The organism is Shewanella sp. 1311 (assembly GCF_059338235.1).
On record NZ_CM181686.1, the window covers coordinates 4,271,554 to 4,296,841 of the forward strand.

Annotated in this window: 26 protein-coding genes; 17 read left to right on the forward strand and 9 right to left on the reverse strand. The window is 46.6% G+C overall.

From position 1 onward, the window contains the following. Positions 1–5: 5 nt before the first annotated feature. Entirely contained in the window at positions 6–779 is a 774-nt protein-coding gene (locus AC5YB3_RS18755) for a Zn-ribbon-containing protein (RefSeq protein ID WP_494525928.1), read from the reverse strand. Further along, on the reverse strand, positions 779–1,162 hold the full coding sequence (locus AC5YB3_RS18760; protein ID WP_126492397.1) for a hypothetical protein: 384 nt from the start codon (positions 1,160–1,162) through the stop codon (positions 779–781). The genes AC5YB3_RS18755 and AC5YB3_RS18760 overlap by 1 nt, the downstream gene beginning before the upstream one ends. Positions 1,163–1,326: 164 nt before the next feature. Between AC5YB3_RS18760 and AC5YB3_RS18765 the strand changes: the two genes are divergently transcribed. Further along, positions 1,327–1,734 (forward strand): DUF3192 domain-containing protein, encoded by a 408-nt coding sequence (locus AC5YB3_RS18765; protein ID WP_006080961.1) that lies wholly within the window; start codon positions 1,327–1,329, stop codon positions 1,732–1,734. Between the two features lie 10 nt (positions 1,735–1,744). Here AC5YB3_RS18765 and AC5YB3_RS18770 read toward each other — a convergent pair whose 3' ends face one another. Next, on the reverse strand, positions 1,745–1,978 hold the full coding sequence (locus AC5YB3_RS18770; protein WP_012588139.1) for a DUF2789 domain-containing protein: 234 nt from the start codon (positions 1,976–1,978) through the stop codon (positions 1,745–1,747). 149 nt (positions 1,979–2,127) lie between these two features. Between AC5YB3_RS18770 and AC5YB3_RS18775 the strand changes: the two genes are divergently transcribed. Then, positions 2,128–2,775 carry a GNAT family N-acetyltransferase gene (locus AC5YB3_RS18775; RefSeq protein WP_494525929.1) on the forward strand — a complete coding sequence of 216 codons (648 nt, stop codon included), beginning with the start codon at positions 2,128–2,130 and terminating at the stop codon, positions 2,773–2,775. Further along, positions 2,759–3,064 carry an Mpo1-like protein gene (locus AC5YB3_RS18780; RefSeq protein ID WP_259584817.1) on the forward strand — a complete coding sequence of 102 codons (306 nt, stop codon included), beginning with the start codon at positions 2,759–2,761 and terminating at the stop codon, positions 3,062–3,064. The genes AC5YB3_RS18775 and AC5YB3_RS18780 overlap by 17 nt, the downstream gene beginning before the upstream one ends. Before the next feature lie 1,708 nt (positions 3,065–4,772). Here the strand turns inward: AC5YB3_RS18780 and AC5YB3_RS18785 are convergent. Beyond that, complete coding sequence (locus tag AC5YB3_RS18785) at positions 4,773–5,159, reverse strand: DUF3301 domain-containing protein (protein ID WP_006080967.1); 387 nt, start codon at positions 5,157–5,159, stop codon at positions 4,773–4,775. Next, a complete protein-coding gene (locus tag AC5YB3_RS18790; protein ID WP_259573340.1) occupies positions 5,156–6,169 on the reverse strand; it encodes a DUF3549 family protein in 1,014 nt (337 codons plus the stop codon). The genes AC5YB3_RS18785 and AC5YB3_RS18790 overlap by 4 nt, the downstream gene beginning before the upstream one ends. 162 nt (positions 6,170–6,331) lie before the next feature. On the opposite strand from AC5YB3_RS18790, the gene AC5YB3_RS18795 reads away from it, so the two are divergent. Continuing rightward, a complete protein-coding gene (locus tag AC5YB3_RS18795) occupies positions 6,332–6,652 on the forward strand; it encodes a YqcC family protein (protein WP_259573339.1) in 321 nt (106 codons plus the stop codon). Then, a complete protein-coding gene (truC, locus tag AC5YB3_RS18800) occupies positions 6,639–7,502 on the forward strand; it encodes a tRNA pseudouridine(65) synthase TruC (protein ID WP_413483990.1) in 864 nt (287 codons plus the stop codon). The genes AC5YB3_RS18795 and truC overlap by 14 nt, the downstream gene beginning before the upstream one ends. 211 nt (positions 7,503–7,713) lie before the next feature. On the opposite strand, the gene AC5YB3_RS18805 is transcribed toward truC, so the two are convergent. Then, positions 7,714–7,908, reverse strand: coding sequence for a hypothetical protein (locus AC5YB3_RS18805; RefSeq protein ID WP_006080971.1), 195 nt, complete (start codon positions 7,906–7,908; stop codon positions 7,714–7,716). A gap of 121 nt (positions 7,909–8,029) precedes the next feature. Here AC5YB3_RS18805 and AC5YB3_RS18810 point away from each other — a divergent pair, with 121 nt between their 5' ends. From AC5YB3_RS18810 to AC5YB3_RS18825, 4 genes are all read left to right on the forward strand, one after another. Continuing rightward, positions 8,030–8,494 (forward strand): flavodoxin, encoded by a 465-nt coding sequence (locus tag AC5YB3_RS18810; RefSeq protein ID WP_011846344.1) that lies wholly within the window; start codon positions 8,030–8,032, stop codon positions 8,492–8,494. Beyond that, entirely contained in the window at positions 8,446–9,927 is a 1,482-nt protein-coding gene (locus tag AC5YB3_RS18815) for a PTS transporter subunit EIIC (protein ID WP_126492391.1), read from the forward strand. Before AC5YB3_RS18810 ends, AC5YB3_RS18815 begins: the two co-directional genes overlap by 49 nt. Positions 9,928–10,092: 165 nt before the next feature. Continuing rightward, a complete protein-coding gene (gene purU / locus AC5YB3_RS18820; RefSeq protein WP_494527199.1) occupies positions 10,093–10,959 on the forward strand; it encodes a formyltetrahydrofolate deformylase in 867 nt (288 codons plus the stop codon). Positions 10,960–11,150: 191 nt separating this feature from the next. After that, entirely contained in the window at positions 11,151–13,082 is a 1,932-nt protein-coding gene (locus AC5YB3_RS18825; RefSeq protein WP_494525930.1) for an HD domain-containing phosphohydrolase, read from the forward strand. A gap of 129 nt (positions 13,083–13,211) precedes the next feature. Here the strand turns inward: AC5YB3_RS18825 and dapD are convergent, their stop codons facing one another. Genes dapD through map form a run of 3 tightly spaced genes read right to left on the reverse strand, consistent with a single transcriptional unit; the run spans position 13,212 to position 17,507 of the window. Further along, positions 13,212–14,036 (reverse strand): 2,3,4,5-tetrahydropyridine-2,6-dicarboxylate N-succinyltransferase, encoded by an 825-nt coding sequence (gene dapD / locus AC5YB3_RS18830; protein ID WP_006080976.1) that lies wholly within the window; start codon positions 14,034–14,036, stop codon positions 13,212–13,214. A 21-nt stretch (positions 14,037–14,057) separates the two neighbouring features. Beyond that, the gene (gene glnD, locus AC5YB3_RS18835; RefSeq protein WP_494525931.1) at positions 14,058–16,643 is read right to left on the reverse strand and encodes a bifunctional uridylyltransferase/uridylyl-removing protein GlnD; all 2,586 of its coding nucleotides are present in this window, start codon (positions 16,641–16,643) and stop codon (positions 14,058–14,060) included. A 33-nt stretch (positions 16,644–16,676) separates the two neighbouring features. Further along, positions 16,677–17,507 (reverse strand): type I methionyl aminopeptidase, encoded by an 831-nt coding sequence (gene map, locus AC5YB3_RS18840; protein WP_227257044.1) that lies wholly within the window; start codon positions 17,505–17,507, stop codon positions 16,677–16,679. A gap of 283 nt (positions 17,508–17,790) precedes the next feature. Here map and rpsB point away from each other — a divergent pair, with 283 nt between their 5' ends. The 8 genes from rpsB (at position 17,791) to rseP (ending at position 25,269) form a co-directional block, all read left to right on the forward strand. Further along, a complete protein-coding gene (rpsB, locus tag AC5YB3_RS18845) occupies positions 17,791–18,519 on the forward strand; it encodes a 30S ribosomal protein S2 (RefSeq protein ID WP_006080979.1) in 729 nt (242 codons plus the stop codon). A 120-nt stretch (positions 18,520–18,639) separates the two neighbouring features. Further along, complete coding sequence (tsf, locus tag AC5YB3_RS18850) at positions 18,640–19,491, forward strand: translation elongation factor Ts (RefSeq protein ID WP_006085247.1); 852 nt, start codon at positions 18,640–18,642, stop codon at positions 19,489–19,491. A 68-nt stretch (positions 19,492–19,559) separates the two neighbouring features. Continuing rightward, positions 19,560–20,297 (forward strand): UMP kinase, encoded by a 738-nt coding sequence (gene pyrH / locus AC5YB3_RS18855; protein ID WP_006080981.1) that lies wholly within the window; start codon positions 19,560–19,562, stop codon positions 20,295–20,297. Positions 20,298–20,318: 21 nt separating this feature from the next. Continuing rightward, positions 20,319–20,876 (forward strand): ribosome recycling factor, encoded by a 558-nt coding sequence (gene frr / locus AC5YB3_RS18860; protein WP_006080982.1) that lies wholly within the window; start codon positions 20,319–20,321, stop codon positions 20,874–20,876. Between the two features lie 82 nt (positions 20,877–20,958). After that, positions 20,959–21,786, forward strand: a complete 828-nt coding sequence (uppS, locus tag AC5YB3_RS18865; RefSeq protein ID WP_006085248.1) for a polyprenyl diphosphate synthase — start codon at positions 20,959–20,961, stop codon at positions 21,784–21,786. Between the two features lie 20 nt (positions 21,787–21,806). Next, positions 21,807–22,664, forward strand: a complete 858-nt coding sequence (locus AC5YB3_RS18870) for a phosphatidate cytidylyltransferase (RefSeq protein ID WP_006085249.1) — start codon at positions 21,807–21,809, stop codon at positions 22,662–22,664. A gap of 4 nt (positions 22,665–22,668) precedes the next feature. Beyond that, a complete protein-coding gene (gene ispC, locus AC5YB3_RS18875) occupies positions 22,669–23,859 on the forward strand; it encodes a 1-deoxy-D-xylulose-5-phosphate reductoisomerase (protein WP_494525932.1) in 1,191 nt (396 codons plus the stop codon). A 39-nt stretch (positions 23,860–23,898) separates the two neighbouring features. Continuing rightward, positions 23,899–25,269 (forward strand): sigma E protease regulator RseP, encoded by a 1,371-nt coding sequence (gene rseP, locus AC5YB3_RS18880; protein ID WP_006085251.1) that lies wholly within the window; start codon positions 23,899–23,901, stop codon positions 25,267–25,269. Positions 25,270–25,288: the final 19 nt, after the last annotated feature.

Below are 25,288 nucleotides of genomic sequence, written 5' to 3' on the forward strand. Positions count from 1 at the left end.
TGATGTTACTGATGATCCCAAGACAGATTCGATACTATGCGGCAAGGCTCGCAGCGAAAGTGGAACATATCCAATAAAGGTTCATCGAGTTTCCAATCATGACTGCCACAACGTGGGCAAGGTCGGGCTTTTTCTGAGGCCAAATCTCGGCCGCCGACGCGGTATAAGTAGTAATAGGTCGGGATTTTAGTGAGATATTCGATACGGCCGCGCAAATCCCAACCTCTGCGAAATAAATCACTGTCCGTACTCGATAATTCCTCAAGTGCGGCAAATTCTGCTTTGGTGGCCGCCGCCATTTGTAACTCGTCACAGGCTTGCCATTCGCTCTGCCAACGGATAATGCGTTTGTGATCGCCATTAAAGGTTGCTGGGAGTCGATATAAAGGAATGGGCAATAGATTATCGCCGCTGCGCAGGGGCGAGCACATGTGCACAAAGCTGGTATACAGCAGTTGCCAGCTGGGTGTGTCAGTATTGCTGACCTCAGAATTAATGTCCTGACCGATAAACTTTTCTCGCGGCGCGAGTAGCTTAGCGTCGGTTAACTCTGCTAAGGCTTTTTTGACCCAAGGGCTGTGATATTTATGCGCTAAACTGCTTTTCTCTGGCATAAGTAAACGCACTCTAAACTCACCGTCATTAAAGGCGACCGCAAATTCTCGCCCTAAGATTTGGCCATTAGCTCGATAGGCTTCAAGGAGCTGATTAATGGCTTTTTCGGCGGCAGAAATCGTAGTGTCGGCGAAGCATTCGAAGCGCAGTTCAGTGACAAACATTAAGCGGTTTTTCCTTGGGATTCTAATAAGTTGATGCGTTGTTTTAGTTCAAGCAGTTCGTTTTTCAATTGCATGATTTCTGCTTTTTGCTGCTCAGCATGACGTTCAAAATATGCCTGTTGTATCTGCAGGCGATCGGCAAGCAGCGCAAGCGTCAAGGTATCGTTAGTTGCTGCGGCTTCGATTGTCGGGCTGAGGGCTTGTAACTCGGCTAAACGCTCACGATCCGCCTTAGGCATAGATTTAAATTGCTGCAAGCCTTGGATCAATATCGGTAAAGGTAGGCTGCTACCTAAACGGGTTTTAATTAAGGCAAGGCTCGGTACTTTACCGCAGGCTTCGAGCGAACGTGCAGCCGCTAATACTTGGTCAAGTGGACTCATAATTAGCAAAATTCCTTAATTTGTTGGATGATTTAAACTAATCTCAAAAGGTTGCGTAAGTTTTTTCATTTAAAAACAGTGTGTTGTCATTTGGCATCTATTTTGCCTATTGTCCTGCCTAAATCGCTTTTTCAAGCAAAAATAATAATCACACAGGATGTCACATGATTAACCATAAATTGAATAACAAACTTATCGCCATCACTTTTTTAGGGCTTGCAAGCTTAGGTCTTAGCGGCTGTGTGGTCAATGTCGGTGATGGCGAATCGGGTTGGGATAGCAGCGAATCATGGGAGAAAGTGCAGGATAAAAACCGCACTAACTTAACCAAACTGAGTTTAGGGATGCCCAAAGATCAAGTGATGATCTTAATGGGCACCGCTGATTTTAGTGAAGCCTACATTCAACAAAGTGCTCAACAAGGTGAATCGAATAAAGAAGTCTTAGTGTTGTTTTATCGTACCCAGCGCAATAATGGCGATGGAAAAACCACTAAGGACGAATGCACACCTATCGTGCTGAGCAACAATGCCTTAGTGGGTTGGGGTGAAACGGCTTACAGTAAAATTTAACCCGCGAGTTTTATAGCTTACGTAGCTGAGTATCGAGTTGCTCAATGGGCTCAGTCCAGAGTGCGTCAGCTTCTAGGCCTTCGATGATAAAGCTCTTTTGTGCAGGGGTCCAAAAGGGCGCTTGGCTTAGATGGATGTGATGGTCGATATCATGGGTTGCAATAAATTGCGCTATGGCTTCATCGCTACTGTCTAAACCGAGTTGCTCGAATAAGTGGCTTAGGTCTACTGGAGTTGTATCCATCATTATTTCCTTTTCAGTATAGTGCCTTCGTTTAGAGTAAGCGCCTGATTGAAAAATGCAATCTATGATTAAAATTTGCACTTTTCCGTTTCCTTGGTAAATTAATTGTTACTCATAAAAAGTGTGAGCTAAGTCAAGGAATACTAATAATGGACAATGAAACCTTGGAAGACTGCCGTGCAGTCTATTTGACCGCGGAAGACTTACGCATTGCCGCCTCTATCCTCTATAACGCTTACCATGATGACCCTTTTTTTGTCGATTCACTTTTCACCTCAGATAAAGCCGCTTACGAGCAAAAACTGCGCGCCGCGATCCGCGAAGAACTCAATACGTTATGGCAACAAAAACAAGCACTCATAGGTTTGTTCGACCATGACAGACTGGTTGGTTTAGCCTGTGTGGTAACGCAAGAAGTGCCTTTGGGAGAAGGGCGTTACTGGCATTGGCGCTTAAAGATGTTGTTAGGTACTGGCTGGCAATCGACCCAAGCTTTGATGAAAAAAGAGTCCAGTATTGTCGAACTCTTACCCAGTAAGCACTGCGGTATTTTGCAGTTTATCGCCCTTGCACCGAACGAGCAGCATAAAGGACTCGGACATAAGTTAGTGCAAGCGATAGTGAGTTGGTGTGATGAACAGCCGGATTTGGATGGTATTGGCGTGTTTGCCGCCCAGGAGAGCCATCTGCAGTTATTTACCCAGTATGATTTTGTCTCTTTAGGCGAGCTCAATATCGGCAGTGTCCATGGTCAGTTATTATTCTATTCGGTTCAACAAGATGACTCACTCTTATAAACGGTTCGCCGATTTCTATCCTTTCTATTTATCCCAACATCAGCACCCGACTTGCCGGCAATTACACTTTATTGGCAGTTGTTTGGTCCTGCTGCTGATTGGCATTGCCTTGGTTTCACAAGCCTGGTGGCTATGTTGGTTTATTCCGGTCGTTGGCTACGGTTTTGCGTGGGTGGGACACTTCGTATTCGAGAAGAATCGACCCGCGACATTTCAGTATCCCTTTTACAGTTTGATGGCTGATTGGATAATGTTTGCTCAGATGATCAGCGGCTTTTTTAAGCGTTAAAAAAGCCGTCCGAGTGAGATGCCCATGCCCGTGTGAGAGATCGCTTACAAACGCTGTAGGACATAATGTTTTCTTTTTGATTGTTTTTTGTTCTATTATGTTTAATTTTAAATAGAATCATTTGCTTATGTTTATTTAGTTTATGTTTGACCGTAATTTCTTTTGTAGTCCGTTCTTTGAGCCGAACAAAAAAGTCATGGTTAACGTAGAATTCACTCATGGCCAAAGCAAATGGATAGCAAGGAAAGCGAAACAGGCCAAAGGGACGCAAGAAGCAACGAATTAAGATTTCAAGGTTGAAATCGCTGACGGTAGGAAAACTGTCATTCGCCTAGGATAGGCTAAGGAAAAGCAGGATTGCTTTTCAAGGATGATTAGAGACAGTGAGTCGTATCGTCAGGACGATGAATTTCAGGAAGAATACAGGACACGCTTAAGGATTAAGCATGAACTCGAGACAGGATGTGTCGAGACAAGGATAAAGTATAAGGGTGAACAGCTTGTACTACTCTATGGAAGACAAATTTTTGCAGGATGCAATAGGAAAAAGTCATAGGAAGTGACAGGCTCTGTAAAATGGATTTACAGGTCAAAGGACTGAGTGTTATCTCACGCAAGTTTGATACACAGGGACGAAAAGGAATTACAGGGACGACGCAGGACGCAAGCAGACGCATGGATGGTGCAGGGAGCACAAATCGAGCAGGACGGCTTACAAAGGATAAATGGGGCGCACTTTAGTTGCGCCCTTTTCTTTGGTTCATTTTCAGCATTAATCTTGCTTTGCCAAGCTATAACGCTATTCACATTGACTTTTTAACTCTGCTTAAAGACTTCTCACCGCAAAGCATGTTTACCAGTCTTACTTCTCTTATTGCCCAATAATTTACTCTCTGTGTGCTGGTCATGCGCGAATGAACTTTGAGCGATAGCGGTTTATGCATAAGTCCTCAGGGGAGACATCTAGCGTTTTGCTTACTTTTGATTCGAATTGCCATCCTCCGTGTAAGAGATCTCTTACAAGTATGTAAGTAATTTGTAGGTTAAAAGGATGGTTATGTCTTGGGGTTGGTTATTATTTATATTTATATCAGTCAGTTAATCTATTTTTTATCAGTTAAACTCACTATTTTCGTTAACATTTTAAATAATCCGCAATGAGTACTTTCGTTGGTTGGCGTAGAATTCATCTTGTAGAAGGAATTACGGGCAACAGGATGTTGGCGATCAGGATGATCGAACAGTGACTAAGGAATGTGACTTAAGGAATGATAGGGATATAGGCCTTTCAGGATGAAAGAGAGCCAATACCAAGGAAGGGAGACTATCAAGGATTGATAGACTCATTGCATAGGATGGCAATGGCACATGGAGTGCAATTGAATGGATGCAATACCCGTTTCATGGATGATGATGGAACCGCTCAGGAAAGAGCAAGCTTGGGACTGGATGACCAAGAGATAGGGAAGTACATGAGTACAGGGACCTCAAGGATTGAGCAGGGATGAAGCAGGACGCAGATTGACGCATGGATGGTGCAGGGAGCACAAAAATAGCGGGATAGCTTAACAGAGAATAGGAGGGCGTGGCTTTAGGGCCGCGCCCTTTCTTTTTTATTTTTACAGCGAGTTATTTTGCAGCACCAAAGAATGACTGATTATTCTCTATTCTGGCGAACAGCTTATTTGGGCATCATAGTCGATAAAACTTAATGACACTTGCCTGAGCTACAGCCGCTTTGCGTACCACAACCGCCAAATTTCCCCTGTGCTGTCGGCGCTTCTTGCCATTCGGGCTCTGGGAAGATAGGCCATTCTATTTTTTGAATTTTCTTACCTTGCATCCAAATATGGCCACTGTACTGGTTAATGCCGTCAGTGCTGAATTCAAATAAATATTTCGCTTTCCAACAAATCCCCGTGGTGCCGCCAATACTTGGGCGCGCGGTTTCCATTGCTATGGCTAACAGTTGCACTTTTTGTCGCCAACATTCTTTTTCGGCAAAAATGCGGCTCAACTCTGCCATTTGGCGTAACTGCCAAAAAAATGCGGCAATCACGACGAGGCCAATAATTAACAGTAAATCTGACATCATTTGCTTGCTGCCTTAAACAAACCACCTATGGCTTGTGATAGTTGAACGCTTCGATTGGGGTTTCTTAATTCGCCTAGTAGTTGATTGCGCAAACTAGGGATAGCCACAATATCAGCAAAGACCTGATTAAAAAAGGCTTGGGGCTGCAGTGCTAGGGCTTCTAAGTAAAGACTGCGACTTGAATCTTGTTTTAATACCGACCAGTTACGCCCGGCAATGCTGATGAGGGCATTGGTATCTAAAGAGGCTTGGCCGTGTAGATGTTCGAACGCTTGCTGGCTGTGTTTGGCGCTAGAAGCCAGAGCCCGTAGGAAATAAGCTTGGTGTTCTGGGGCAGCATCTTGAAGTTTCGCGAGAATTTTATCGGCGAGCGTGTCGCTAATCAGTAAGTGCTCAAGACACTGACATAGGGCGATTTGCACTTCGATGGCGGCAGTATCAAAACTCGATACTAAGTGCTGCTCATGATCAAATTCATTTGCGCGCGCGCACACATCGGCTATGCCTTGCATCCCAATATGTTGCCATTGTGCTGGGGCTACTTGGCCTGACAGGTACTGCACGGCAAATTCGTATTGCGATGACGCGCGTTGGCCGAGTTGTTTACGAACTAGTGCGTTGAATACGGCGAGTTTTTCCTGGCTTGGCTTGAAGTTAAACGGATTATTCGCGAGTCGTTCTTGCTGCTCATCACTGAGTGGCTGAGTGGGATCTTGCCCTAATGCCGCTAATATCATTTCGATAAATTGTGAGCGCGGTGCAGGCGACAGTAATCCTTGCTCATCTAACGCCAGTTTTAGAAACCAAATAAAGTGTTGCTGACTCGCATCCCAAAAGACGATAGCAAACTGCGCATGTCCTTGAATGGGGTAAGGATAAGGGGTAGACAGAGATTCTATTTGGTGAAACGCGAGCATATCAATATGTTGCACCCTACGGCCAAGATCATACACTTGGAACTGGGTTTTGGCTGTGGTTAAAAACTGGCTTAAAGTTGTAATTTCAGTCATTTGGCTGCCATATCAATCAAAGAGGCTCAATAAATTGGCGCCATTATAGGGGGAAGTGCGTCTGGATGGTATGATTGCGGCACTTTAATCGACCTATTCGGCCTGTGGATTGTGGCAAGTTCCTCAATCACAATGGCTAACATGAGAATGGATCTGAAAGCTATGTTATACAGTCAAACCCAAGCTAAATTGGCTCAGATTGCCCAAGCGCTGCAAGCGGCCGAGTTGTGGTCTGAGCGGGCGCCTTCTGCCGCAGCAATGGCAAGCACAGCGCCTTTTGCCTGTGATCTTATGCCCCTTGAGCAGTGGTTGCAGTTTATTTTACTGCCTAGAATGCAGACTTTAATCGAAACGGGTGCGCCATTGCCGACGCAAATTGCGATAGCCCCTATGGCTGAACATGTTTGGCTGGATATGCCCCCGCGCCAAGCTCTGATTGGTGTATTGAATGAATTGGATATGTTGTTAAATGAATCAAGATGATATCTGGCTTGAAACGCCTGAAAATGCACTGAATGCATCCCAAGAGGATGACTCAGAAGCGCAGGCGCCTGAGATTGAAATTCTTTATGAAGATGAGCACTTAGTGGCAATTCATAAACCTGCAGGCTTATTGGTCCACCGCAGTTATTTAGCGCGTCGGGAGCGATTTTTTGCCATGCAGTTGACCCGCGACTTAGTCGGCTGTCATGTGTTCCCCGTACATCGTCTCGACAGGCCGACATCTGGTGTGCTCTTGTTTGCCAAGAGTAGTGAAGTCGCCAATGCACTGTGTGAGCAATTTGCTTCCCATACGATTGAAAAACAATATTTGGCTTTAGTGCGCGGTAATATGCATGAGAGCGGTATTTTAGACTATGCGCTTAAGGTTGAGTTGGATGAGTTGGGCGATAAGAATGCCGATCCTAACAAAGCCGCGCAGGAAGCTGTGACGGCTTATGAGCCATTACTCAATACTGAGATTCCGTATCCGTCAGGCCGATATCCCACTAGCCGATTTGCACTGGTACGCTTGAGCCCTAAAACGGGGCGTAAACATCAGCTCAGAAGACATATGGCGCATCTACGTCATCCTATTGTCGGTGATACCACCCATGGTGATGGTAAGCAAAATGCGTTTTTCCGCGAGCATTTTGGCATTAATCGCCTGTGGCTTATCGCGAAAAAGCTCAGCTTCACCCATCCTGTGACTCAAGTTCGGCTCAGCATAGAAACCGAGCTTGAGCCTGAGTGGGAAACCGTGTTTGCCGAGCTAGGTTGGGACGAGGCGACCTTGAGTCAACAGGCTGAGTTGTTAATCGCCACGGATGAAATACCAGCTGGAAATGCGTAACTCATGAGCTTAACTCTGCCAAACTCAACTGAGACAATCTCGACATAATTGGCAGTCAGCCAAGTGAGTGGCATCAAAAGTCATTCGCTTGGCTTGGTTATTGACACTAAGCAATCGAATCAAAACTATCGAACCCATAACGGTCGAATCAACATTGTTCAATTAAAACGGTTCAATTAAAACTGTCCAATCAAAATGAGTCTGGCGGTAATTAGTCGAGGCGTTGCGGTGTTTGTGCGGTTTGTGGACGTAATTCTTGCATCATGACGGCTAAGGTTGAGAATCCAGAGGTAGGCGCGAGTGGCGATGTGAGATTTTGCTGGGCGGAGTGGAAATAATTTTTACGTCGAATATGGGTTGTTTTGTGGTGTTGCTTGAGGTGTTTTTGGCGGGTGGACTGTCGCATCAGATATTTCCTCATGCTCAATGACTTGATTTATAAAAATTTTGCGCCTTAGCTTGCCCATCCGCTGAACAATAAAGTAAGGTCAGCCTAATAAGGTTTGCAACGCAATGTGGAGTGTATCATGAAAAAGGTGAATCTGGTGTTTGGCACTGTCTATGGTAGTGCACAATTTGCCGCCGAAACCCTAGAGAAAGAAATGCAAGTTTTAGGTTATGATGTAACATTGTGGCAACCGAATGACGTCGCCAGCTTTATTCCTCCGCAGGATGAATTGTTAGTAGTGGTGACTTCTACGACGGGCCAAGGGGATTTACCCGAAGATATTCAGCCTTGGTATCATAATCTTAAAAATCTTGCGCCCTATTTACCTGCGCTTAACTACAGTGTAATCGCACTGGGTGATTCAAGTTATGAAACCTTCTGCGGCGCCGGTAGGGCCGTAGATGTGCTCTTGAGTGAGCTTGGCGCTAAACCACTTGTAGAATTATTAGAAATTGATGCCTGTGAAACCATGGAACCTGAGGTTGAAGCGATAAAATGGCTAGAACGCTGGAATCAAGTCGTCAAAACCGAGCTCGTCGCTTAGGCAGTTTCGTTACTCAGCAGTGGTTTAAATTTGCCCAGCGCTTAAGCCAAGCGCTGCTTATTCCTATTGCCATTTTACCTGCCGCAGGGGTCATGCTTGGCCTCACCGTTAGTCCTATTCCTTTTATGCCCGAAGAGCTGACAGTGTTGATGTTGGCGGTGGGCAAGCTCATTTTCGCCATCATGCCGATGTTATTTGCCGTGGCGGTCGCTATTGGCTTTTGCCGCGATCAAGGCATTGCTGCCTTTACAGCGGTGTTTGGTTATGGGGTGATGACGGCGACATTAGCCGCACTGGCTGATTTGTACCGACTTCCAACCCAACCTCTATTGGGAATGGATACCTTAGATACGGGGATTGCGGGTGGCATGATGCTCGGCGGTATTACTTGTCTTGCGGTGCGCTGGAGTCAATATATACGTTTGCCTGCGATTTTCTCCTTCTTTGAGGGACGCCGCAGTGCATCTTTGCTGATCATTCCCTTAGCGATGGGCTTAGGTTATGTACTCGCCCATGTGTGGCCACCCTTAGCGCTATTGATTGAGCGAGTATCTGACTGGGCGGTTTATCAAAAACCAGCCATTGCCTTTGGCGTGTATGGCGCATTAGAGCGGTTACTTATTCCCCTTGGGTTGCACCATATTTGGAATGCGCCTTTTTACTTAGAAGTGGGTCAATATCAGTTATTAGGGCATGAAGTCGTCCGTGGTGAGGTGGCGCGTTATTTAGCGGGCGATCCGCAGGCGGGAAACCTTGCCGGTGGTTATCTGATTAAAATGTGGGGATTACCTGCGGCAGCACTGGCAATGTGGCGCTGCGCCGATCCTTCTGAGCGCAATCGCGTGGCGGGTATTATGCTCTCGGCGGGGGCGGCCAGTTGGTTAACTGGGGTGACTGAACCTATCGAATTTGCCTTTATGTTTGTGGCGCCAATCCTATTTATCATTCACGCCTTACTCACTGGGCTCGCTTACTTTGTCTGTATCATGCTCGATATTCACCACAGCATAGTGTTCTCCCAAGGGCTGGTGGACTTTACGCTGTTATTTCCATTGTCCCGTAATGCCAGCTGGTTTATTTTCCTCGGACCTTTGACCGCCATCATATATTACCTGTTGTTTAGGTTGAGTATTTTAGCCTTTAATTTGAAAACGCCCGGCAGGCTTGAGCATAACGACAATAAAGGACCCAAAGAAAGTTTACGGGCGATTATTGCGGCGCTCGGTGGGCGTGACAATATTGTGGAGCTGAATGCCTGTTTGACACGGTTACGCTTGAGCGTACATAAGCCAGAGTTAGTCAATAAGGTGCGTTTGAGTCAGTTGGGTGCTAAGGGCGTGATCGTTATGGGCAAAGGTGTGCAGGTGGTTTATGGCACTAAGGCCGAAACCCTGCGTAAAGTATTGCAGCGTTACTTAGATACTCGCCGCTAGGATTGTGTTTTTACAAAATTAACTGCTTAATTTTTACATTTTATTGATTCAAGCCTCTGAAATGTCATTTTTATTTTCGCATTATAGGATTTTCATGCTGTTCAGCACGATTTGCTATGGCAAACTCGATGTAGGGACAATATAGGAGATCCAACTTTGCAACAAATGACTGAAACTCGCGGTAATACTTCGCCATCCATAGAACGTAAAATCTTACTGACGGATTGCGCCGATGCCCAAGGCCTCATCGCTAAAATCACCAGTGTTTGTTTTACCCATAAACTGAATATCATCAAGAACAGTGAGTTTGTGGATAATGCCCAAGGGCGTTTCTTTATGCGAACTGAGTTAGAGGGCATTTTTAATAGCGAACAGTTATTGCAAGATCTGCGCGACGTGCTGCCTACTAAGAATCACATGGCCTTGGTCAGCGCCGGCAAGAAACGCATTGTGGTGTTAGTGACGAAAGAAGCGCACTGCTTAGGCGATCTGTTGATGAAAGCCTATTACGGTGGTTTAAGTGTCGAGATTGCCGCTGTGGTGGGCAACCATGATGCGCTGCGCGAACTGGCCGAAAAATTTAACATTCCCTTTCATCTGGTGAGTCACGAAGGCCTAGACCGAATTCAACACGAGCAAGCACTGTTGGCTGCGGTATCCCAATACGAACCCGATTATTTAGTCTTGGCTAAGTACATGCGGGTATTAACGCCTGATTTTGTGGCGCAATATCCTAATCGCATCATCAACATTCACCATTCTTTCTTACCTGCTTTTATTGGCGCAGCACCCTATCGTCAGGCTTGGGAGCGCGGGGTGAAAATTATCGGTGCGACGGCGCATTTTGTGAATAATTGCCTCGATGAGGGGCCGATTATCAAGCAGGACGTGATTCCTGTTGATCACAGTTATAGCGCCTTAGAAATGGCACGCGCTGGGCGCGATGTTGAAAAGAGTGTGCTGAGCAAAGCGTTGCAGTTGGTGCTTAATGAGCAAGTGGTCGTGTACGGCAATAAAACGATCGTCTTCTAAAGCGTAGGCAGTCGCGCTAAGGTAATGACAAGCGTAGCGATAACATGACATTCAGCTAAACCTATTTTAATCCGCGTATGTCATGGGATCAGCTATCATTATGTTTATTGGAGATTTTATAGTGCTCACATTCGGGCGAATATCACGCTAAAGTGTGTCGCCCATGCTCTAATCAAAGACTGGAGTACTGGATGTCAACTAGTCAAAGCCTTATCGTTGGAATGAAAGACTTGCCCGATAGTTTGAATTTGTCTTGGGCACAGCTTGATGAGCAATTTCGCGTGCTACGGATGAGCCAAGCCTTTTACAGCCGTTGCAAACGCTCGGCGGCGCAAATCATTAATCAACCTATTAGCCAACTATTTAGTGCCTTTAATGCCGAGTTGTGCGCCGATATCGTGAGGCGACGTGGGCAAGAGATAGGTTTTCAGTTACAAGACCATAGAGGCATACGTGTGCATCTCGCGCTGCATTCCTTGCCTGAAATGGGATGGTATTTGATTCTATCCGACATCAATTTTGAAGATCCGCAGATGAAGGAGCTGCATTCGGATTATCGCCGAGCGATTCAAGCCAGCGATGCTTGGCTGCAACACATTGAAGATGTGATTAAATCCTCCCAAGAAGAAGTGTTTAAAGTTGCCGTCTCCAAGGCGATGTCGCTCACTGGCAGTCGATATGGCTTTATTCTGTTGCATAACGAAAAGTCAAAAACACTCACGCTCGCGGCACGTTCAGACTATCCACCCGCCGAGGTGAATCAAGCCGATTTCATCGAAGATAATACCCAAGTGTCTGAACTTGAAAGCCGCATATGGCTCGAATGCGTGCGAGATTATAAGCCGATCATCCAAAATCAAACCGACTCACAAAGACGCTTAGGGGATTTACCCTTAGATAAACTGTTACTTGCAGGGCGTTATTTGGCGGTGCCGATTTTGTTTCGCAGCCGCTTGGTCGGGATAGTGTGCGTGGTCGATCGTAACGAGCCCTATAGTCGCAATGATGCAAGATCATTACTCACCTTCGCCAGCATCCTATGGCACACCATCGAACTGCCGCGCACATTACGGGCTGTCTCTCGTCAGTCTAAAATCATTAAATCGCAAAAAGAGCAGTTATCTCAGTCGTTAACCCAGCTTATTAGTGCCATTTCTGAGGCATTGGAACTGAAAGATGCCTATACCGCAGGGCATCAAAAGTCGGTAGCGCAATTAAGTTATTTGATTGGTGAGAAATTAGGCTTAGATCCACTGCGTCTCGAAGGACTGAAAATTGGTGCCTTAGTCCATGATATCGGCAAGTTGGCCATTCCATCGCAGATCTTGACCAAACCTTCGAAACTTTCGAAAGAAGAATACGCATTAATACAGACCCATCCACTCCATGGCGCTGAAATTATTGAGGATGTGGAGTTTCCTTGGCCCATTAAAGAGATGATTTTACAGCATCATGAGCGGCTCGATGGCTCAGGTTATCCCGCGGGGTTAAAGGATAAAGCCATTCTCTATGAGGCGAAAATTATTGCCGTAGCCGATGTTGCCGATTCGATATTATCCCACAGGCCCTATCGTCCATCTTTGGGGCTGGAGAAAATGACCGAAGTGCTGCGTGCGGGCAAAGGGACTCTTTTTGATCCTGAGATAGTCGAAACCTGTTTAGAGATTTTGATTAATCGTGAGTTGAGTATTAGCGACCATATCGGCGCTGCGCCACTTGAACCTCTAGTTACGATTTCCCTCGACCATGAGTTAGTCGACGTTAAGCGTTTACTTACAGCCGCCCACGCTAAGGTGGCCGTGGTATTGGATGAACAACATAGGATACTCGGCGTGATCACGAGTCGTTTGCTGGAACATTGGTTCAGCCCATTACTTGGCACAGCGGCTGAGCGTGAGCAGGATAGGGCATCACTGCATAAAAAAGCCCATCAGATCATGCAGCATTCGGTACCTATCATCAGTGAGGTGGCCACATCGGAAGATGCCTTATTGCAGTTGAATCTTTTGGACTCAGAATATCTTGTGGTAGTGAACAAAGCGCAGCAGCCATTGGGGATTATCGGCTGGCGGGCTATTGCCATGACGAGAAATGCATTTCGTGAAGTTGAGCGCTTGATTTAAGTGCCTTATTAAACACTTTATTTTTAAGCCTGATAATGACAGCGCAACTATAGGCTAAATTTTACCGACAATAAAAAAGATGCCCTCGGGCATCTTTTTTATGGAACTCATGTTATCGAACGAATACTGTTAATCAACAATACGTAGTAATTCGTTGATACCCACTTTACCGCGGGTTTTTGCATCCACTTTCTTAACGATAATGGCGGCATAGAGGCTGTACTTGCCACAGGCAGAGGGCAGGTTGCCAGAAACGACAACGGAACCTGCTGGTACACGACCGTAATGCACTTCGCCAGTTTCGCGATCATAAATTCGAGTGCTTTGGCCGATATACACGCCCATAGAAATCACTGAGCCTTCTTCAACCACAACGCCTTCAACAATCTCAGAACGCGCACCGATAAAGCAGTTATCTTCGATGATGGTGGGGCCCGCTTGTAATGGCTCAAGTACGCCACCAATACCTACACCGCCAGATAAATGCACGTTTTTACCGATTTGTGCACATGAGCCAACAGTCGCCCAAGTGTCAACCATAGTGCCTTCATCAACATAAGCACCTAAGTTCACATAGGATGGCATCAACACGGTATTTTTACCGATGAATGAGCCCTTACGCACTGTAGCCGAAGGCACCACGCGAATCGCTTCCGCTTTAAAGCGAGCTTCATCATATTCGGCAAATTTTAACGGCACTTTGTCGAAGTATTTGGTTTCGGCGCCATCGATAACCACGTTATCGAAAATACGGAAGGACAGTAATACCGCCTTTTTCAGCCACTGGTGTACATGCCATTGTCCGTCGATTTTCTCGGCGACACGGACTTCACCTTTGTCGAGCATATTGATGACATTTTGCACATCGTCACGCACGCTGGCGTCAACTGTGCTTGGCGTGATGTCGGCGCGAGCTTCAAAAGCCGCCTCAATACGTTGGCGTAAAGCCTCCATTTACTTCTCCCACTGGTCTCGTTAATTAACTGATTCGATATTCTTTGCACTCAAGGCACTGATTAAAGCGTCCCTGAGGGTATTCTCTTGGGTTTCATTAAGCTGCAGGCCATCGTTGGTTTGCAGCATAAAAAAGTCTTCGGCTCGCTCACCAATGGTGGTGATCTTGGCCGCGAGTAACGTCGTGTTGCAACGGTAAAAGATATCCCCGACTTTTGCCAGTAATCCTGGCGAATCTAAGGCGATAAGCTCCATCATACTTGTACCATGACGACTGCTTTCGAGGAAACTCACTTGTGTCGGAACATTAAAAGGTTTCATCTTGCGCGACAGTTTTCTAAAGCGTGGCAGTTTTGGGCTGTCGCTCGACAGGGCTTTTTCGAGCGCCTTACGGATACTTTGAATGCGTGACAGCTGGCTAACGGGCGCGCCATCTTGCTCTAAGATCACAAAGGTATCGAGGGCATAATTATCTTTTGAGGTCATGATGTTGGCATCATGGACGTTGATATTTTTATTGTCGAGTACCGCCATCACAGTTGCGAACAATTTAGGTCTGTCTTGGCAATAAACAAAAAGCTCAGTGCCACCACGGGTGGTGTGTTTGGACACTAAGACTAAGGGCTCATCCTGTTGTTTATGCTTTAAAATCGCTTCGGCGTGCCACGCGACTTGATTGGGCTGGTGGCGTAAAAAGTAATCTGCCTTGAAACGTTGCCACAGGGTATCGAGATCTTTCTCTTTCAGTCCACGGCGCAGCAGTTCTTTTTTCGCCTTGGCTTGGTATTCACGTACTCTGGCACGAATGTCGACGGGTTTTTCTTTACCACGTGCGAGCACCCTTTGGGTCGAAAAGTACAAGTCGCGCAGCAGTGAGCCTTTCCAGTTGTTCCAGGTTTTTTCGTTGGTGGCGCAGATATCGGCGACGGTTAAGCAGTACAGATAGCTTAAATGCACGGCATCGCAGACTTTATTGGCAAAATCGGCCACCACATCGGGATCGGAAATATCGCGGCGCTGGGCGGTGACAGACATCACCAGATGATTCTCAACCAGCCAAGCGACTAGACGACCATCGTGATCGTTTAACCCGTGTAGCTTACAAAAGGCGAGGGCGTCGGCGCCGCCAAGTTTACTGTGATCGCCACCGCGGCCTTTGGCGATATCGTGGAAGATAGCGCCTAATACCAGTAAGCCCTTTTTCGGCAGTTGGTTGATGAGAATCGAGCCTAAGGGAAATTCTTCTTTTTGTTCGGCTTGAGAAAAACGCTCAATATTGAGCAGCAATCTGTGGGTATGTTCATCGACTGTGTAGGCGTGGAACAGGTCAAACTGCATCTGACCTTCAATGTTTCGCCATGCGGGTAAATAGGCCGATAACACGCCGTGTTTGTGCATTAAAGACAAGGCAACAATGCCGCGAGGATGGCGCAAAATTTCCATAAAGGCTTGGCGGCAAAGCGGGTTTTCTTGCAAGGCTTGCGGCTGGGCGCGTCTTGCTCGGCGCAGTGAACGCAGCGTTGGCGCGTAAATACCTTTAATATTGGAGTTTTTAGCGACTAACAAAAACAGCCGCACAATTTCTTCGCCGCTATCGAACAGATCATCACTGAGCGCTTCGATAAAGGTGCCGCGGCGCTGGTAGTGTTTGTCTATCGATTGAATTTCTAAGGCTTTTGTGTGCCCCAGCGTTGCGCGCTTAAAGAGCTGCAACAGCATTTCGTTCAGCTCCATCACTCGGCGCACCGTGCGATAGTAGCGCTTCATCATCTGCTCAACGGCAAGCTGGGTGGCGTCTTCATAACCCATAAGTTCGGCAACTTGGCGCTGCACATCAAACAGTAAGCGATTTTCATCGCGACCGACCACCATGTGCAGGGCAAAGCGTAGCTTCCATAAAAAGTGCTGACATTCGAGCAGCTCTTCTAATTCACCGGTCTCTAAAAAGTCGTATTGAACTAATTCTTCGAGGCGAGCGGCGCCAAAGTGACGCATGGCCACCCAAGCAATGGTTTGAATATCCCTAAGTCCGCCGGGACAACTCTTGATATTGGGTTCTAAATCGAAGGCACTGGCTCTGGCATGGCGGGCATTTTGTTCGTCACGCTTAGCGATAAAGAAGTCGCTTGAGGTCCAAAAGTCACTCTGACGAATGGCATCGTAAAGTTGGTCGAATAAAAACTCAGGTCCTTCGAGCAGTCTTGCCTCTAACAGGTTAGTGGCTATAGTGATGTCTTCACGGCCGAGAGTAATAGTGTCGTTTAACGTACGGACACTGTGGCCAATTTCAAGATTGGCATCCCACAGAAAGGCAATAAACTGACTGAGTGCCGCTTCGGCGGCGGGTGACAATATATCATTAAACAGGAACAGCAAGTCGACATCTGAGTGGGGATGCAGCTCCCCACGGCCATAGCCGCCTACGGCAATCAGGGAAATATCAAATTCCCTTAGACCGTGCTGTTCCCAAGCTTGCTTTACAAGGGCATCGACAAATTGACAGCGCTGCGTGACTAGCTCTTCAATCGGGGTTTTAGCCTTGAAACTGGCTAAAAGAGTCTGATTCTGTTCGATTAATGATTGTTTAGCGAGCAGAGCTATATTCATCGAGTCCCTTGTTTTTATTTTTGTTGGTTTGGCCTATCGCTCGTGATTGATGATGCGAGGGAAATCTTCATCCTCACGCAGGGTCAGTACTTCAACCCCTTTTTCAGTCACAAGTAGGGTGTGTTCCCACTGGGCAGAATTTTTACCATCGGAGGTGGTAACCGTCCACTTATCATCGCGATCGAGTATGGTCGTGTGGCGACCGGCATTGATCATAGGTTCAATAGTGAAACACATGCCTGGGCGTAATACTGTGTTATCGCCGTTGCGGTAATGCATGACCTGAGGTTCCTCATGGAAACCCGAGCCAATACCGTGGCCACAATAATCTTGCACGATGGAATATTTCTCAAGGCCTGTTTTGCTTGCTTTGATGAATTTTTCGATAGTATTGCCAATTTCACCCAGTTTTAGGCCCGGACGCACCTTACGAATGGCCAAATACAGGCTTTCTTGTGCGATGCGGCACAGACGTTTGTCCTTCGCGCTCACTTCACCAATCAAAAACATCTGTGAGGTATCGCCGTGATAGCCGTCTTTAATCACTGTGATGTCGATATTGAGGATATCGCCTTCTTTCAATGGTGGGTTGTCGTTCGGAATACCGTGGCAAATCACATGGTTTACAGAAGTACAAATGGACTTAGGAAAACCATGATAGTTAAGCGGCGCCGAAATCGCACCTTGCTCTTCGGTATATTTGGCGCAGAGGTCATTGAGTTCATTGGTGGTCACGCCCGGCTTAACATGCGGAGCGATCATTTCTAATACCTGTGCGGCAAGTTTGCCCGCAGCACGCATTTTTTCAATTTCTTCAGCTGTCTTGATGACTATACTCATTGCGTTTTCTCTTGTGTCTTTAATGTCTGTTGGCCACGCAACCTAATGCAAAAATTTGTGCTTTAGGGCTATTTATGGTATAAAGCGCGCCGTTATGTTTAAGTCTTGATGAATTGTCCTAGCCAGCTTTTGCTCTGCTTAGATACTTGCAAGACTAAAGATGGCGGCCATTATACATGGCTATTTGTCTAAATACTAAATCACACACGTGTCGACACATTCTTCGGGGTGCCCTCAGTTATCAATTGCGGGGTCGAAGACATGGGATGCGTGGAGGTCTAACCCCCTAAATTTTAAGGTAATAGAAATGACTACAGTTTCAATGCGCGATATGCTTCAGGCCGGTGTCCACTTCGGTCACCAAACCCGTTACTGGAACCCAAAAATGAAGCCATTCATTTTCGGTGCTCGCAACGGTGTTCACATCATCAACCTTGAGCATACAGTGCCAATGTTCAATGAAGCGCTGGCTTTCATCAGCAACGTAGCTTCAAAGAAAGGTAAAGTATTATTCGTTGGTACTAAACGTGCTGCTGGCGAAGCGATCAAAGAATCTGCTCTGTCTTGTGATCAGTTTTATGTTGATCACCGCTGGTTAGGCGGTATGTTGACTAACTGGAAAACTGTTCGTCAGTCAATCAAACGTCTGAAAGAACTAGAAAGCCAATCAGTTGACGGTACTTTCGACAAGCTGACCAAGAAAGAAGCGCTGATGCGTACTCGTGAGCTTGAAAAGCTGGAAAAATCTTTAGGTGGTATTAAAAACATGGGCGGCCTGCCAGACGTATTATTCGTCATCGGTGCTGACCATGAGCATATCGCTATTAAAGAAGCTAACAACCTGGGTATCCCTGTTGTTGCAGTTGTTGATACTAACTCTGCGCCAGATGGTGTTAACTACATCGTTCCTGGTAACGACGACGCTATGCGTGCTATCCGCCTGTACACTTCTTCTGTTGCTGCTGCTGCAAAAGCTGGCCGTGGTCAAGATTTGGCTGTTCAAGCTGAGCAAGACGGTTTCGTAGAAGCCGAATAATAATAAGGCGCGATGATTATCATCACCCTTATTAACCAAGATTTTTGATTGGTTAACAGGGGCCATTCGGCCCCTGTTTTATATCTGCAAATTAGTCGATTTTTTATAGAGGATTTAACAATGGCAATTACTGCTGCCCAAGTTAAAGAACTGCGCGACCGTACTGGCGCAGGCATGATGGATTGTAAAAACGCTCTGACAGAAACTAACGGCGACATGGAGTTAGCAATTGACAACATGCGTAAGTCTGGTGCTGCCAAGGCTGCTAAAAAAGCGGGTAACATCGCTGCTGACGGTACAATTCTGATCAAGAATGGCGAAGGTTTCGCTGCGCTGTTAGAAGTTAACTGTCAAACTGACTTCGTTGCTAAAGATTCAAACTTCTTAGCATTCGCGAACGCAGTATTAGATGCCGCTGCTGCATCTAAAGTGACGCTTGAAGATTTAAAAGCACAGTTCGAAGACGCACGCGTTGCGTTAGTAACTAAAATCGGTGAAAACATCAACATTCGTCGTGTTGAGTACATCGATGGTGCAAACCTATCTTCATACCGTCACGGTGAGCGCATTGGTGTTGTTGTAGCCGGTGAAGCTGACGAAGAAACCTTAAAGCACATCGCAATGCACGTTGCTGCTTCTAAGCCTGAATACGTGAACCCAGAAGATGTTCCTGCAGAAATCGTTGCAAGAGAACAAGCTCTGCAAATCGAAATGTCAATGAACGAAGGCAAATCGGCAGAGATCGCTGAGAAGATGGTTCTTGGTCGTATGAAGAAGTTCACCGGTGAGATTTCTCTGACTGGTCAAGCTTACATCATGGAACCAAAGAAAACTGTTGGCGAAATTCTGAAAGAGAAAGGCGCTAAAGTCACTAACTTCATTCGTTTAGAAGTGGGTGAAGGTATTGAGAAGAAAGAAGAAGATTTCGCAGCTGAAGTTGCTGCTCAAATCGCTGCTTCTAAAAAGGCTTAATCGCCAACGCTAAATACCCCCAAGACCGCGGCAATAGCTGCGGTCTTGTTATGACCAGGATAAAAATTATGAGCACCAATCCAAAACCCGCATTTAGACGCATTCTTCTTAAATTAAGTGGCGAAGCACTGATGGGCGACGAAGGCTTCGGCATCGATCCCAAAGTATTAGATCGCATGGCTCAGGAAGTGAAAGAGCTGGTTGAGCTGGGTATTCAGGTGGGTGTGGTTATTGGTGGTGGTAATCTGTTTCGCGGTGAAGGCCTAGCAAAAGCAGGCATGAACCGTGTGGTGGGCGATCACATGGGTATGCTGGCAACGGTTATGAACGGCTTGGCAATGCGCGACGCCTTGCACCGTGCCTATGTTAATGCCCGTCTGATGTCAGCTATCCCGTTAAAGGGTGTGTGTGACGATTACAATTGGGCTGAAGCGATCAGCTTGCTAAAATCTGGCCGAGTGGTTATTTTTGCTGCCGGTACAGGTAATCCTTTCTGCACGACCGATTCTGCGGCCTGTTTACGCGGCATTGAAATCGAAGCTGAAGTTGTGTTGAAAGGCACTAAAGTCGACGGTGTATACTCCGAAGACCCAATGAAGAACCCAGACGCCGTTAAGTATGATGAAGTGACTTATGCGGAAATTCTGGAAAAAGAATTAAAAGTAATGGACTTAGCAGCCTTTACTATGGCGCGTGATCACGACATGCCTATTTTAGTCTTCAACATGAACAAGCCTGGCGCTCTACGCCGCGTTATCATGGGTGAAGAAGAAGGCACGCTGATCAGAGCGAAAAAAGTTATTTAATGACCAAGAAGGACATTTAACGTGATTGAGAACATTAAGAAAGATGCGCAAGAACGCATGGGTAAATGTGTAGACGCAACTAAAAACCAAATGGCAAAAGTGCGTACAGGTCGTGCCCACCCAAGCCTGCTTGATTCAATTCAAGTGTCTTACTACGGTACTATGACACCACTGAACCAAGTGGCTAACGTGGGCGTTGAAGACTCTCGCACTCTGTCTGTGACTGTATTCGATCGTAGTGCTATCCAAGCCGTTGAAAAGGCCATTATGAGCTCAGATTTAGGTCTGAACCCTATGTCAGCAGGCGCTACATTACGTATTCCATTACCCGCGCTGACTGAGGAACGTCGTAAAGACTTCATTAAAGTGGTGCGTAACGAAGCTGAAAACGGTCGTATCGCCATCCGTAACGTACGTCGTGATGCCATTTCTGAAGTGAAAAAACTTGAGAAAGCCAAAGCTTGTACTGAAGATGATGTTCGTCGCAGCGAAGAAGAAGTACAAAAGTTCACCGATGCTCACATTAAAAAGATTGATGAGATTTTAGCGGCCAAAGAAATTGAGTTGATGGAAGTCTAATCTCAAGTTCGATAAGCTAGAGTTGATGCGCCGTGTAGGGGTATACTACACGGCGTTTGTCTATTTTAAAGGGCTGTATTAGATGTCATCCACAGTGGAACTTGATCCGCACCCTAGGACGAGTGAGAGTGATTTACACACTCAAACGACCTTGCCGGGACAATTACCCGAACTCGTGAAACAGTCGTTACCTAAGCATGTTGCCATTATCATGGATGGCAATGGGCGCTGGGCACAAACCCAAGGTAAACCACGAGTGTTGGGACATAAGGCCGGTGTTAAGGCCGTTAGAAGAGCCGTAAGCACGGCAAGCCAATTGGGCATTGAATCGCTAACGTTATTTGCATTTTCTAGCGAGAATTGGCGAAGACCCGATAAAGAAGTCAGCTTGCTGATGGAATTGTTTTTTACCGTATTACAGCGCGAAATTAAATTGCTGCATAAGAACCAGGTTAAGCTGAAGATTATTGGTGATATCAGCCGGTTTTCGGCGCGATTACAGAAGCAAATTGCAGCTGCGCAAGAGAAGACATCAGGCAATACTGGCTTGGTTCTGAATGTTGCCGCTAACTATGGTGGCCGTTGGGACATACTTCAAGCAGCCCAAAAATTAGCGGAAAAGGTCGAAACTGGCGAAATGACCAGCAGTCAGTTCACCGAAGAAGCCTTAAGTGCACATTTGTGCATGCAAAATCAGAGTGAAGTTGATTTAATGATCCGCACAGGCGGGGACTGTCGCATCAGCAATTTTGTGCTGTGGCAGGCGGCCTATGCAGAATTGGTGTTTACCGACACCCTTTGGCCTGATTTCGATGAACAGGCTTTTCATGAAGCGATTGCCATTTTTGCAAGTCGCCAGCGCCGCTTTGGTTTGACTGGAAGTCAGATTGATGAGATGCGTGCATTGTAAAACCTCATGAGGGATTTTTTTTGCTAAAACAACGAATAATAACAGCAATTTGGTTAGTTCCATTAGTTTTGGGGGCGATATTTTTACTCCCTGCCAACTACTTCGCTTGGGCCTTGGTCGGCGTCTTTCTCATTGCTGCAAAGGAATGGGGAAGAATTATCGATAATCAGTGTGACGTCACCCAGTGGAGCTTCACTTGTACGGTCGGTATCTTGTTAGTGGCACTGAATCTGATTGTGCCCATCGATGCTGTTTGGTTAAGCCATCAGTTACACCCTATTTATTTAGCCATTCTCTACATTGGCGCACTTTGGTGGTTGGCCTCACTATTATTAGTGGTGACTTATCCTAAAAGCGCAAAGTTCTGGCAAAAGAATCCTATGTTTAAGTCCATGTTTGGACAGCTAACCTTAATACCTTGTTTTGTCGCCCTGATCGCGCTCAAATCCATTAGCTCGCAAGCTTCGCCTTATTATGGCCCTGTGTTGGTGTTATTGGTGATGTTGATTGTGTGGGCTGCGGATTCAGGCGCTTACTTCGTTGGCAAGGCGATAGGTAAAACCAAACTGATGCCAGCGGTAAGCCCAGCTAAAACGCTTGAAGGTTTACTCGGCGGTTTAGTGACCACTATGATAGTGGTTGGTGCGGTGATGTATTATTCGCCTGAGCAAGAACTGGGCTTAGTTGTGGCCGTGACCTTATTTGTTGCCTTAGTGTCAGCACTGGGTGATTTATCTGAAAGTATGTTTAAGCGTGCGGCCTGTATCAAAGATTCTGGCACCATTTTGCCAGGTCACGGCGGCGTGCTCGACCGCATCGACAGCCTGACTGCAGCCTTGCCGGTGTTTACCCTGATCTACATTGCATTCTGGATGTAACGCTATGCAAAATATGGTGATTTTGGGTGCTACCGGCTCTATAGGTGCCAGTACCTTAAGTGTGATCTCGGCTAATCCACTCGCTTATAGCGTGTATGGATTAGTGGCCAACGCGAGCGTTGATAAGATGCTTGCACTCTGTGTGGCCCATAAACCAAAAGTGGCGCATATGGTGGATGAAGCGGCAGCAAAACAGTTGCGTGCCGTTTTACCTGCAGGGCTCAATATCCAAGTCACCACAGGCATGAACGATTTACTCGGGTTAGTGACCGCTGCCGAAGTGGATACCGTGATGGCTGCGATTGTAGGGGCTGCAGGGCTAGTACCGACGCTTGAAGCCGTAAAGGCGGGTAAGCGGGTATTACTGGCCAACAAAGAAGCCTTAGTCATGTCAGGTGAGCTGTTTATTGAGGCGACTAAGCGCTCTGGCGCAGTGCTCTTGCCTGTGGACAGTGAGCATAATGCCATCTTCCAATGTCTCCCCCAGGAAGTGCAAGCCAACCTTGGCCGTTGTGACTTAGCGGCATCGGGTATTTCCCATATTCTGTTAACCGGTTCTGGCGGACCTTTCCTGCGGTCGGATATTGCGACACTGGCCGCCATGACGCCAGCCCAAGCCTGTAAACATCCTAATTGGTCCATGGGACCTAAAATCTCCGTCGACTCCGCCACTATGATGAATAAGGGCTTAGAGTTTATTGAGGCACGTTGGTTGTTTAACACTCAGGCTGAGCAACTTAAGGTGGTTATCCATCCGCAAAGCGTGATCCACTCTATGGTGCAGTACCGTGATGGCTCAGTTATTGCCCAAATGGGTAACCCAGATATGCGTACGCCTATTGCCCATTGCATGGCTTATCCGCAAAGAATTCATTCTGGCGTTGAACCTTTAGATTTTTTCAAAGTCGGACAGTTAAGCTTTTATGAACCTGATTTTGAACGTTTCCCCTGTTTGGCTCTGGCAATGGACGCGTGTGCCCAAGGACAAGAGGCGACAACTGTGTTAAATGCTGCCAATGAGATGGCCGTTGGAGCGTTTTTACAGGGACAGATTGGCTTTACTCAAATTGCAAAAGTGAACGAAGCTTGTTTAGTGACTGTGCCTAAGCGCCCTATGGGCAGCATAGAAGATATTTTAGCCTTAGATGCGCAAACCCGCGTCTATGCTCGTGAGACTTTAGCAAGCATCGCTTAGCAATGGCTGAGTGATTAAATCAATGACGTAAGGAGTGGGATGTTAGATTTTTTATGGAACTTAGGTTCTTTCATCGTTGCACTGGGCCTGTTAATCACAGCCCACGAATACGGCCATTTCTATGTCGCACGCCGTTGTGGTGTCAAAGTCGAACGTTTCTCCATTGGTTTCGGTAAGGCGATTTGGCGTCGTGTCGGTAAAGACGGCACTGAATACGTGTTAGCCATGATCCCACTCGGTGGCTATGTCAAAATGCTCGATGAGCGCGTTGAAGACGTCCCAGACGCATTAAAAGATCAAGCATTCAATCGTAAAACCGTATGGCAGCGCATTGCGATTGTGGCTGCTGGCCCGATTGCGAATTTTATTTTTGCCATCGTTGCCCTGTATTTTATGTATCTGATTGGTGTGCCGTCACTGAAACCTGTGATCACATCGACAACACCTGGGACTGCCGCCGCGCAAATCCAGGTCACAGAGCCCATGCAAATTACGGCCATTTCCGGCCAGGCTGTGCGTAACTGGGAAGAAGTGAATTTAGCCTTAGTGGGCCACATAGGCGATGAAAGCCTGAGTGTATCGCTGACGCCATTGAGCGGTTTGCAGGGCTTAGATTCCAGCGCGCGCTCTTATACCTTAGATACCCGCAATTGGCATTTTGATCCTGAAAAAGAATCGCCGATTACCACCTTAGGTTTAGGGATATATCGCCCCGAAATCGACCCGACCATTGCTGCTATTAGCCCTGACAGCGCCGCTGCCAAGAGTGAGCTGAAAGTCGGCGATACCTTAGTGGCGATAAATGGTAAAAATTATACCGATTGGCAGGCTTTTGTTGACATTATTCAACATTCTGCCAATGTGCCTGTGAGCTTAACTGTGCGTCGTAATGGCGAACAGTTTAACGTGGCAGTGACACCATTAAGCAGCAAAAGCGCCGATGGCCAAGAGATAGGTATGCTTGGGGTGAGCCCAACCCAAGCGCCATGGCCAGACAATATGCGTTTACAACTTGAATATGGACCAATCGATTCTTTCGGCATCGCAGCGGATAAAACATGGCAACTTGTTGCTGTGAGCTTTAAGATGATTGGCAAATTATTTACCGGCGATGTGTCGGTGAAAAACCTGAGTGGACCCATCTCGATCGCACAGGGTGCGGGCAGTAGTGCAAACTATGGCTTGGTCTATTTTCTCGGGTTCCTCGCGCTCATCAGCGTCAATTTAGGCATCATTAACTTGTTGCCTTTACCTGTGCTCGATGGGGGACACCTGCTGTATTACTTTATTGAAGTAATAACTGGTAAACCTGTACCTGAAAAGGTGCAGGAAATAGGATTCAGATTTGGGGCAGCAATACTGCTGATGTTGATGAGCATTGCGCTTTTCAATGATTTTGCCCGACTCTGAGCAAGGACAGACTAATAAT